Raw genomic sequence first — 12,042 nt, forward strand, 5'->3', positions numbered from 1 at the left:
GGTTTCAGATGAAACGGAACGGCACGATGCGATGAGGCGGGAATGTTGCGAACGGCGGTGCAGCAACGGCAGGAAAGCGCGATGTAAGTCGGCGTGGCTGGCCGGATTGCTTTCCGGAAGCTTGCGCAAAAGTTATCTCAGTGAAATGTTCGTGTCAAACTTTTTTAGCTTTGGTCAAACAAAGTTTCGGCGTGTGCGCGGCATGTCGTCTCAACTTCCGTGGCATCCGTCCGTAAACCGTGACAAACAGTCTTGAAGAAGAGAGAGAGGGCAATGACGATTTCGGTCACGGCAGCGGGCGGCCTGTCGCTCGCGCAGATGGCACAGGCGGCGCTCGACGGGCGCCAGGACACGGATGCGACGGGCTCGGGGAATCCGCCAGGTCAGCCGCTTACCGTCAGGGCGCTGGATCCTGAAGCGATGCAAGCGGCGCTGACGAAACAGTTGTCAATGGTCGGCGACCTGACGATGAAACTGCGCGGCGTGACCGACCCGCTCGCGGCGAGCATGCAGGAGATCGTCGCGAAGCGCCCGGATCTGGCGGACGCGTCATTCGACTTCACGACCGACAACGGCCAGATCAAGGTCGAATCGACGAGCCTTGCGGAAACCGATCGCGCCTGGATCGAGTCGACGCTGAACGCGAATGCCGGCCTCGTGCTCGCGACGAACGCGTTTCACGAGCAGGCCGTCGACCTCGCCGCGCAGGGGGCGGCCGTGCGTGGCGACACGTTCACCGACGGCGACCGCGCGGCAGCCGGCCGGAGCGCCGATGCGCGCTTTCACTTCATGAGCCTGCTCAACGCGTCCGTCGCGCGCAACCAGCCGCTGGCGTCCGGCGAGCACCTCGTTGCGCAAGACGGCACGCCGCTGACGGTCGGGCAGTCGGCCGGCACCGCGCGCGGCACACTCGCCTTGCTGAATACGGCACGCCAGCTGTCGTCCGGCACGGCGATCCTGGTCGACCGGTCGGGTCGCGAGACAGCCGGCATGCGTGCCGAACTCGTCGACGTCGGCCTCGACGTGCTTGCCGGCTACACGCCGGACGGCGGCAGTAGCGTCGGTTTCCACGAGACGGCATAACGCGCGGCCTATTCGTCGCGCAGGGCCTCGGCCGGCCGCACGCGGGCGGCGCGCCAGCTCGGATACAGCGTCGCGACGCACGACATCAGGAACGCGGCCGCGGCGATCTCGATCACGTCGACCGCCGCGAGCTTCGACGGCAGCGAGCTGAGGAAGTACACGGACGGTGTGAGGAAGTGGATGCCGAGCAACCGTTCGGTCGCCGGCAGCACCCACGGGATGCTGACCGCGATCGCGCAGCCGAAGGCGACGCCCGCGAGCGTGCCGGCGAGGCCGATCGTCATCCCCTGGATCGCGAAGATCTTCATGATCGACCGGGGCGGCGCACCGAGCGTGCGCAGGATCGCGATGTCACCCTGTTTCTGCGTGACGGTCATCACGAGCGACGACACGAGGTTGAACGCGGCGACCGCGACGATCAGCATCAGGATCAGCGACAGCATCCGCTTCTGCAGCCGCTCGGCTTCGAACCACGTGCGGTTCTGCCGCGTCCAGTCGCGGATGTACAGGTCGCCCGACAGCGTGCGCGACAGCGCGAGCGCGATCTCCGGCGCGCGCTGCAGATCGTCGAGGCGCAGCCGGACGCCGGTCGGCGCGGGCACGTTGAACAGTTTCTGCGCGTCGCGGATATGAATGTACGCGAGCGCGCTGTCGTACTGGTAGTGGCCCGACTCGAACGTGCCGACCACGTTGAACTGGCGGAACTGCGGCAGCGCCTCGCCGATGCGTGCGGTGTTGCCGGGCGCGAAGAACGTGATGCGGTCGCCGATCTTCACGTGCAGCGCATCGGCGAGCGCCGAGCCGAGCACGATGCCCATTCCGCCCGGCACGAGCGCGTCGAGGCGGCCGGTCTTCAGCTTGCGCGCGATCTCGGACACGCGCGGCTCGAGCACGGGGTCGATGCCGCGCAGCGCGACGCCCGTCACGCTGCCCGCGTTCGTCAGCAGCGCCTGCGCGTCGACGTACGGCGCGATCGCGCGCACGGCCGGGTTCTGCAGAGATTCGTGCGCGGTGAGCCGCCAGTCGGGCATCGCGCCGGACGGCGAGAAGATTTCCACGTGCGCGAGCACCGACAGCATCCGGTCGCGCACTTCGGTGCGAAAGCCGTTCATCACCGACAGCACGACGATCAGCGCGGCGACGCCGAGCGCGATGCCGGCCATTGCGGCGCCGGCGATGAACGACACGAAGCCGTCGCCGGCCGAGCGCCGGCCGCCGCGTGCGTAGCGCAGCCCGATCTGCCATTCGAACGGGAGTTTCAAGCGGTTTCCTTTCATTTCGATTCGATCCTGCCGAGCCGCGCATTCTAGCGAACGCGGCGCGGCCGTGTGCAGCGGTCGCGCCGTGGACCGAAATCCGCCCGACCGGCCGGTCACCGGGCGGCGTTGCGTGCCGGCACACCGATATTTCCATCGTTTCGGGTCTGATCGATAATGGCGGCCAGCATCCGGTCGAACATACCAGGCAATACGGCGCAACCGGGCCGCGCCGTCACAGACCCATAACAATTCGGGGAAGGTTGCCGCGTCGGCAGCAGGTCCTTGACAAGGAAATAACAAATGGATTTGCTGCGCTTCCTGCTGCTCCTGCCGATTCGCGTCGCAGGTTTCGTGTGGTGGCTGCTCGGCAGCGCGCTGCGGCCGCTGGTCGGCGACGTATCGTGGACGGCGCCCGCGTGGATGGGCATCACCGTCGCGGCCGTGCGCCGCCGCCCGTGGCATGCCGGCGGCCTCGTGCTGCTCGCGGCCGCGCTCGGCTACGGCGGGTACTGGTTCAAGCACCGCCCGAAGCCGCCCGAGCCCGAAACCGTCAGCTTTACCGTGAAGGCGCCGGCGATCACGACCTACGAGGTCGACGACACCGACAAGCCGAAGATCACCGTGCATCCGCTCGAAGTCGTGTTCGCGCAATCGGCCGCGCCGATCGAGCAGGTCGGCAAGCCGGCCGGCGACGGCATCGAGATGACGCCCGCGCTGAAGGGCGCGTGGGAGTGGGTAGACGACAAGACGCTGCGCTTCACGCCGGCGGCCGACTGGCCGGTCGGCGCGCACGTCGAGGTGCGTTTCGCGGTGCACCGCGTGTTCGCGCCGCAGGTGACGATGCATGACGACCGATTCTCGTTCGACCTGCCGGCGTTCGCCGCCACATTCGGCAACAACGAGTTCTACCAGAACCCAGACAATCCGGCGGAGAAGCAGGCGCTGCTGCAGTTGCGCTTCAACTACCCGGTCGATCCGGCCGAATTCGAGAAGCGCATCGGCCTCGTGCTGGTCGGCCGCGATGGCAAGACCGCGTCGCCGCTGCGCTACACGGTCAACTACGACAAGATGAAGACGGGCGCGTGGGTCTACTCGCAGCCGCTCGAGATCCCGCGCGATCCGTTGTCGGTGCGGCTCGACGTCGACAAGGGCGTGAAGAGCGTGCGCGGCGGCAACGGCACGCCGGACGTGCTGCACGCGTCGGTCGGCGTGCCGGGGCTGTACAGCCTGTCGATCGGCAACGTCGCGCCGACGCTCGTCGACAACGAGCGCTATGAGCCCGAGCAGGTGCTCGTCGCCGAAACGTCCGACGGCGTGCGCAGTGCCGATCTCGCCGCGCGCGCGAAGGCGTGGGTGCTGCCGAAGCGCAAGCCGGGCGTCGATCAATCCGACGACGATCCGCCGTACGAATGGAACGTGGCCGACATCAGCGATGCGGTGCTGAAGCAGTCGAAGCCGCTGCCGCTCGAAGCGGTGCCGACCGAGAACGATTTCGCGACGCTGCAAAGCTTCAAGTACCACGCGACGCCGGGCGAGCGCGTCGTCGTGCGGTTCGAGGGCGACCTGAAATCGGCGGGCGGCTACCTGCTCGGCAAGCCCGTGACGAGCGCGTTCACGGTGCCCGACTATCCGAAGCTGCTGCGCTTCATGGCCGACGGCTCGCTGCTGTCGATGAGCGGCAGCAAGCGATTGTCGGTCGTGTCGCGCAACCTGCCGGGGATGAAGGTCGAGATCGGCCGCGTGCTGCCCGACCAGATCCAGCATCTCGTGAGCTTCAACAACGGCACGTACGCGCGGCCCGAGCTGTCCTATTCGTTCAGCGAGGATCACATCGTCGAGCGCTTCGTGCAGACGCGTGCGTTCCCGGCCGGCGAGCCCGGCAAGGCGCATTACGAAGGCATCGATCTTGGCCAGTACCTGAAGGGCGGCAAGCGAGGCGTGTTCCTGCTGCACCTGTCGAAGTACGATCCGGCGGCCGAGAAGAAGAAAGCCGACGACGCGAAGGACGGCGATGCATCGTCCGGCGACGGCAGCCAGGATCAGTCGGACAACGCCGATTCGGGTGACAGCAGCGGCAACGGCGACGACAGCGACAGCGCGCTCGGCGATACACGCCTGATCGTCGTGACCGATCTCGGGATGCTGGTCAAGCGTTCGCTCGACGGCAGCCAGGACGTGTTCATCCAGTCGATCCGCACGGGCAAGCCGGTTGCGGGCGCAACGGTGTCGGTGCTCGCGGTGAACGGCCAGGCGCTGTTCACGCAGACGACCGCTGCCGACGGCGTCGTGCATTTCCCTGCGTTCAAGGGGCTCGACCGCGAGAAACGTCCGCAGCTGTATGTCGTGAAGAAGGACACCGACCTGTCGTTCCTGCCGGTGGCCGGCCGCGACCGCCAGCTCGATTTCTCGCGCTTCGACGTCGACGGCGAGCGCAACGCGACCGGCCAGGGGCAGCTCTCGGCGTACCTGTTCTCGGATCGCGGCCTGTACCGGCCCGGCGATCCGTTCCACATCGGCCTGATCGTGCGCGCGGCCAGCTGGGCGCGCAGCCCGGCCGGCGTGCCGCTGCAGGCGGAAATCGTCGATCCGCGCGGCATCACCGTCGAGCGCAAGCCGGTGACCGTCGACGCGACGGGCTTCACCGAGCTCGGCTACACGACCGCCGAAACGGCGCCGACCGGCACGTGGACGGTCAACCTGTATATCGTGAAGGACGGCCAGCCGGGCGCCGAGCCGATCGGCAGCACGACCGTGCAGGTGAAGGAGTTCCTGCCCGACCGGATGAAGGTCGACGCGAAGCTGTCGCAGCAGGTCGTCGAAGGATGGGTGAAGCCGAAGGGGCTGAAGGGCATCGTCGATGCGCAGAACCTGTTCGGCACGCCGGCGGAGAAACGCCGCGTCGCGGCGACGCTGACGCTGCGCCCCGTGTGGCCGTCGTTCCGCAGCTGGCAGGGCTATCACTTCTTCGATGCACGCCGCGCGAAGGAGGGCTATACGACGACGCTGCAGGACGGCACGACCGACGACCACGGCCATGCCGAGTTCGATCTCGATCTCGACAAGTACGCGGACGCGACCTACCAGCTGTATTTCCAGGCGAAGGCGTATGAGGCGGAAGGCGGCCGCAACGTTGCCGCGAACGCGCAGACGCTCGTGTCGAACAACGACTGGCTCGTCGGCTACAAGTCGGTCGACGATCTCGGCTACGTAAAGCGCGGCAGCCCGCGTACGGTGCGGCTCGTCGCGATCGATCCGGGCGCGAAGGCGATCGATGTGAAGGACTTGCGCGCGCAGCTCGTCGAGGAGCGCTACGTGTCGGTGCTGACGAAGCAGGATTCCGGCGCGTACAAATACGATTCGCGGCTGAAGGAAGTGCCGGTCGACGAGAAGCCGCTGGCGATTCCGGCCGCGGGGCTCGACTTCGCGCTGCGCACCGACAAGCCGGGCAGCTATGCACTCGTGATCCGCCGCGCGGACGGCACCGCGGTGAACCGGATCGAGTATTCGGTCACCGGCGCCGCGAACGTCACGCGCTCGCTCGACCGCAACGCCGAGCTGCAGGTGAGCCTCGCGAAGCACGACTTCAAGCCGGGCGAGCAGGTGGAGATCGCGATCCGCGCGCCTTATGCGGGCAGCGGCCTGATCACGATCGAACGCGACAAGGTGTATGCGCACGCGTGGTTCCATGCGGACACGACGAGCTCGATCCAGCACATCACGGTGCCGGCCGGCTTCGAAGGCAACGGCTACATCAACGTGCAATACATCCGCGACCCGTCGTCCGACGAGATCTTCATGAGCCCGCTGAGCTACGGCGTCGTGCCGTTCTCGGTGAACCTCGACGCGCGCCGCAACGCGGTGACGGTCGATGCGCCGGCGCTCGTGAAGCCGGGCGATACCGTCAACTTCACCGTGCATTCGGCGAAGCCCGCGAAGGTCGTCGTGTTCGCGGTCGACGAGGGCATCCTGCAGGTCGCGCGCTACAAGCTCGGCGATCCGCTGAAGTTCTTCTTCCGCAAGCGGATGCTCGAAGTCGGCACATCGCAGATTCTCGACCTGATCCTGCCGGACTTCGAGAAGCTGATGGCGATGGCCGCGCCCGGCGGGGACGCCGACGATGCGATCGGCCGCCAGCTGAACCCGTTCAAGCGCAAGCGCGACAAGCCGGTCGTCTACTGGTCGGGGATCGTCGACGTGAACGGCGATACGCGGTTGAGCTACACGGTGCCCGACTACTTCAACGGGAAGCTGCGCGTGATGGCCGTGTCGGTGTCGCCGGACCTGGTCGGCACGTTCGAAGGTGCGACAACGGTGCGGGGCGATTTCGTGCTGTCGCCGAACGTGCCGACGACGCTCGCGCCCGGCGACGAGGCCGACGTCAGCGTCGGTGTCGCGAACAACCTGACGGGCGTCGGCAACCAGCCGGTGCCGGTGGCCGTCACGCTGAAGACGGGCCCGCAGCTGCAGGTGATCGGGCCGGCGACGCAGAACGTCGCGCTCGCGCCGCAGCATGAAGGCGTCGCGATGTTCCGCGTGAAGGCAACCGATACGCTCGGCTCGGGCGCGCTGTCGTTCGGCGCGCGCTATGGCGCGAAGGGGGCGCAGCAGCGCGTCGACGTGTCGGTGCGGCCGGCCGCCGCGTTCCGCACGCAGCTCGACATCGCGCGCGTCGATCCGGGCAAGAAGGCGAGCGTGCCGAACCTGCGGTCGATGTACGACGCGTATGCGTCGCGCGACGCGAGCATCTCGACCGCGCCGCTCGTGCTGTCCGAGGGGCTGTCGTCGTATCTCGTCAACTTCGACCACTACTGCAGCGAGCAGATGGTGAGCGCGGTCGTGCCGCGCGTGTTCGCGGCGAAGTGGCTGTCGGTGCGCGCGCTGACGAGCGCGATGCATGCGCCCGAAGCCGGTGCGGATGCGGCGAACGCGAGCGCGATCACGCAGTTCCTCGGCGTACTGCGCAGCCGGCAGAACGCGCAGGGCGGGTTCGGGCTGTGGAGCGCGACGCCCGATGCCGATCCGTTCGTGTCCGCGTATGCGATGCACGTGCTGCTCGACGCGCACGATCGCGGTGTTGCGGTGCCGAAGGACATGCTCGACGCGGGCAATGCGTATCTGCAGAAGCTCGCCGCGAACGATTCGCTCGGCTCGCTCGACCTGCTGCGGCAGCGCGCGTACGCGGTCTACCTGCTGACGCGCCAGGGCAACGTGACGACCAACAGCCTCGCGGCCGTGCAGAAGCGGCTGCAGGATGCGTACCCGAAGGACTGGAAGAACGATCTCGCGGCCGCGTGGCTCGCCGCGTCGTATCAGTTGCTGAAGCAGGACAAGGAGGCCGCCGCACTGATCGCGAGCCCGCAGGCGTTGCTCGAACGCAAGCGCGCGTCCGACGGCGATTACGTGACGGGTTACTACATCGACCCGCTGACGCGCGACGCGAGCGTGCTGTACCTGCTTGCGAAGCACTTCCCGGATCGCGTGAGCAAGCTGTCGCCGCGCGCGATGGACAACATCGCCGCGCCGCTCGTCGACAACCGCTACAACACGCTGTCGTCGGCGATGACGATCCTCGCGCTCGACGCGTACGCGGCGTCGAACGCGGGCCAGCTCGACCAGCTCGCGATCGACGAGGTGCGTGCGGGTGCCGGCGCGAAGGACGTGTCGTCGATCCAGGCGAACCTCGTACGCTCGGGCACGTGGGCGGCCGGCGCGTCGCGCGTCGACTTCGTGAACGGCAGCGCGCTGCCCGCATGGTGGGTCGCGAGCCAGTCGGGCTACGACCGCGGCACGTCGACGAAGGCGATCAAGAACGGGCTGGAGATCGTGCGCGACTACACCGACACGGACGGCAAGCCGCTGGACAAGATCACGGTCGGCCAGGAGATCGACGTGCACCTGAAGATCCGCGCGACGGGCTCCGCGAACGTCGGCAATGTCGCGATCGTCGACCTGTTGCCGGGCGGCTTCGATCCGGTGATCGCGCCGCCGCCCGCGACCGACGCGCAGGATGGCGACAGCAACGGCGACGGCGGCGCGTCGGCGCCGGTGGCCGATGTACCGTGGCGTTCGCCGATCGGCGTAAAGGGTTCGACGTGGCAACCGCAGTTCGCGGATGTGCGCGAGGACCGCGTGGTGATCTACGGCACCGCGACCACCGACGTGCGCGAATTCGTCTACCGGATCAAGGCGAGCAACGCGGGCCGCTTCGTCGCGCCGCCCGCGTACGGTGAGTCGATGTACGACCGCCGCGTGCAGGCGCAGGCGCCGGGCGGCATGGCACTGACGGTGGAGCGCGTGCGATGACGATCCGGCGGCAGCGGCGTTGCAGGCCATGTCGAACGCGCGGAGCATCCGCGCATGGCTGAAGCATCCGTGCTCCGGCGCGCGCTGTACGGCGCCGGCCGCTGGCTGCATCGCTGGCAGAACTGGCTCGTCGGTGCGCTGCTCGTGTTCGGCGCGCTGGCCGCGTGCCGGCTGTGGCCGCATCCGCCGCTGCGCGACTGGAAACCGTCGTCGGTTGCAGTGACGGACGCGCAGGGCCGGTTGCTGCGCCTGACGCTCGCGAAGGACGACCGCTACCGGCTGTGGGTGCCGCTCGACCGGATGTCGCCGCAACTCGTCGAGGCCGTGATGCTGCACGAGGACCGCTGGTTCTGGTGGCATCCGGGCTTCAACCCGTACGGGCTCGCACGCGGCGTGTGGATCACGTACGTGCGCGGCGGCAATCCGCAGGGCGGGTCGACGCTGACCATGCAGCTTGCACGCTCGCTGTGGAAGCTGAACACGCGCACGCCGGCCGGCAAGCTCGTGCAAGTCGCGCGCGCGATGCAGCTCGAACTGTTCTATTCGAAGCGGCAGATCCTCGAAGCCTATCTGAACGACGCACCGTACGGCCGCAACGTCGAGGGTGCGGGCACCGCGAGCGTCGTCTATTTCGACCGGATGCCCGATGCGCTGACGCTGCCCGAAGCGCTCGCGCTCGCGGTGATTCCGCAGGATCCTGCACGGCGCGTGCGCGGCGGGCAGGACGAGATCAATCGCGCGCTCGCCACGTCGCGCAACCGGCTGTATGCGCGCTGGCTGACGAAGCATCCGGGCGATGCGTCGCTGAAGCCGCTGTTCGCGTTGCCGCTTGCGATGCGGCCGCTGTCCGCGCTGCCGTTCGACGCGCCGCATGCGGTCGACCAGGCGCTCGCCGCGCGCAGCGCGTGGCGCACGACGTCGGGCAGCGCGGCAGGCGACGGCGATTCCGGTGCGCAGCTCGTGACGACGCTCGATCTCGATCTGCAGCGCACGCTCGAGCGACAGATCGCGCGCTATGTCGCACGCAACGACACGCGCGGCATACGCAACGCGGCGGCCATCCTCGTCGATACGCGCGACATGGGCGTCAAGGCGCTCGTCGGCTCCGCGAACTTCTTCGACCGCACCATCGACGGGCAGGTGAACGGTACGCTCGCGCGGCGCTCGCCGGGCTCGACGCTCAAGCCGTTCATCTATGCGCTCGGGTTCGACCAGGGCGTGCTGCATCCGCAGACGGTGCTGCGCGATGTGCCGACTTCGTTCGGCCCGTATGCGCCGGAAAATTTCGACGGCCATTTCCTCGGGCCGATCACGGCAACCGACGCGCTGAACCGCAGCCGCAACGTGCCGGCCGTATGGGTCGCGTCGCAGCTCAAGTCGCCTGATCTGTATCAGTTCCTGCAGGAAGCCGGCGTGCGCCGGCTCGCGAGCGCACAGCACTACGGGCTCGCGCTCGTGCTCGGCGGCGGCGAGGTGACGATGCAGGATCTCGCGGCGCTGTACGCGATGCTCGCGAATCGCGGTGAATTCCGGCCGCTGCGGCTGCGCGCGGACGAGCCGGCGCTGCCCGGCCTGCGCTTGCTCAGCGCGGACGCGAGCTACATGACGATGGATATGCTGCGCCAGCACCTGCGCCCCGACGAGACGAGCGGCGCACAGCCGTCGAGCGTGCCGGTGTACTGGAAGACCGGCACGTCATGGTCGTTTCGCGATGCGTGGACGGCCGGCGTGTTCGGCCCGTACGTGCTGGTCGTGTGGGTCGGCAATTTCGACAATTCGACGAATACGGCGTTCGTCGGCGTCGACGCGGCCGCGCCGCTGTTCTTCCAGGTCGTCGACGCGATGAATGCCGAGCGCGCGCTCGTCGAGCCGCCGCGTGCGATGCCGCCGCGGCTGAAGCGCGTGCGGATCTGTCTCGCGAGTGGCGATCTGCCGAACGAGTGGTGTCCGCAGCAGGGCTGGACGTGGTTCATTCCCGGCACGTCGCCGATTCGCGTGAGCACCGTGCACCGGCCCGTCGTGATCGACGATGCGACGGGGAAGGCTGCATGCCCGCCGTACGATGGCAAGCGCACGCATACGGAGATCTTCGAGTTCTGGCCGTCGGATCTGCAGCAGGTGTTCGCTCAGGCTGGTGTCCCACGCAGGCGGCCGCCGCAGAATGCGGACTGTCGCGATGCCGGGCAGGTCGAAGGCGATCCGCCGCGGATCACGTCGCCGCTGCGTGGCAGTACGTATGCGATGCGCGTGAAGCGCACCGAGGAGACGCGCATCGCGTTCAACGCGACGGCCGATGCGAGCGCGCATGCGCTGTACTGGTTCGTCAACGATGCGTACGTCGGTCGCAGTACGCCGGGCGATGTGCTGTTCTGGCAGCCGAGGACGGCCGGCAACTATACGGTGCGGGTGGTCGACGATCACGGGCGCAGCGATCAGCGGCCGTTGGGGGTGGGGCTGGAGCAGTAGCGGGGCGGGCTGTCGGTTGCTGGCGGGGCCGTGGCGTTGCCGTTGGCGGACGATGCGCTCGGGCCGTCCGCTCCGTCAGCCCAACTCGAACGACGTTACCCCGAACACGCGATCGATCGCAATCGCTGGTGCGTCTTGCGTGTACATCCGCGCGGTTTCGAACACGCTCGTCATGCCGTGCGCTTCGGCCAGCGCGACGGCAGCAGGGTTCGTCTCCGGTACGTCCAGCACGACGACCTCGCCGGGCATGCGCGCAGCCAGCGCGCGAAACAGCCCGGTGGCGACATCCGCGTCGTCGGCGAACAGCGGGCCGATCTTGCAGCCGGCCTTGCAGCGGCGTATGACCCCGTATCCAGCGACACGCCCGGCATCGACTGTTGCGAGCGCAACGGCATCCGGCTGCGCAATCCATGCAGAGACGAAACGTACGCGCGCGGCGGGGAAACACTGGCGATCGTACGCAAACAACTGCTCGAACGGTACATCGGCAGCCGCGGTCGCCAGCGCGCATCCGATGCCGCTCACGTGTCCCTGATAGCGGATGTTGCGGTACGCGAGCCGGAAGCCGGATTTCCGGTAGTTCGCCTGCTGCGCAACGACGCCGTCGAGACCGATGTTGCGATCGCCGAGGTAGCGCATGCCGTGCTGCCAGATCCGCATGCCGAATCCTTTGCCGCGAAACCCGGGTTTGACGATGTAGAGCCCGATGAAGCCGAAGCGTTCGTCGTAGGCGATCGCGGCGAGGCATGCGACTGGCACGTTGCGCCAGAAGCCGATGAAGAAGCCGGCCGGGTCCGCTTCCCTGAAACAGTGCGGGTCATGCAGGCCGGGGTTCCAGCCTTCCGCGGCAGCCCATTCGACCGACATGGCGACTTCGTCGGCCGACATGGTGCGCACGACGAAGTCTTCGTCCCGATTCATGGTTCGCTCC

At 67.8% G+C, this 12,042-nt stretch carries 5 protein-coding genes; 3 read left to right on the forward strand and 2 right to left on the reverse strand.

The features are described from left to right. Positions 1-273: 273 nt before the first annotated feature. Positions 274-1,083 (forward strand): hypothetical protein, encoded by an 810-nt coding sequence (locus tag U5809_RS16100; RefSeq protein ID WP_322087249.1) that lies wholly within the window; start codon positions 274-276, stop codon positions 1,081-1,083. A gap of 8 nt (positions 1,084-1,091) precedes the next feature. Here U5809_RS16100 and U5809_RS16105 read toward each other — a convergent pair whose 3' ends face one another. After that, positions 1,092-2,360 carry a lipoprotein-releasing ABC transporter permease subunit gene (locus tag U5809_RS16105; RefSeq protein WP_322087250.1) on the reverse strand — a complete coding sequence of 423 codons (1,269 nt, stop codon included), beginning with the start codon at positions 2,358-2,360 and terminating at the stop codon, positions 1,092-1,094. Positions 2,361-2,642: 282 nt separating this feature from the next. Between U5809_RS16105 and U5809_RS16110 the strand changes: the two genes are divergently transcribed. Next, a complete protein-coding gene (locus U5809_RS16110) occupies positions 2,643-8,645 on the forward strand; it encodes an MG2 domain-containing protein (protein ID WP_322087251.1) in 6,003 nt (2,000 codons plus the stop codon). A gap of 54 nt (positions 8,646-8,699) precedes the next feature. Next, the gene (gene pbpC, locus U5809_RS16115; protein WP_322087252.1) at positions 8,700-11,111 is read left to right on the forward strand and encodes a penicillin-binding protein 1C; all 2,412 of its coding nucleotides are present in this window, start codon (positions 8,700-8,702) and stop codon (positions 11,109-11,111) included. A gap of 75 nt (positions 11,112-11,186) precedes the next feature. Here pbpC and U5809_RS16120 read toward each other — a convergent pair whose 3' ends face one another. Further along, complete coding sequence (locus tag U5809_RS16120; protein WP_322087253.1) at positions 11,187-12,032, reverse strand: GNAT family N-acetyltransferase; 846 nt, start codon at positions 12,030-12,032, stop codon at positions 11,187-11,189. Positions 12,033-12,042 lie beyond the last annotated feature (10 nt).

Origin of the sequence: Burkholderia sp. BCC1999, assembly GCF_905339975.1 — a bacterium.
GTDB lineage: Bacteria > Pseudomonadota > Gammaproteobacteria > Burkholderiales > Burkholderiaceae > Burkholderia.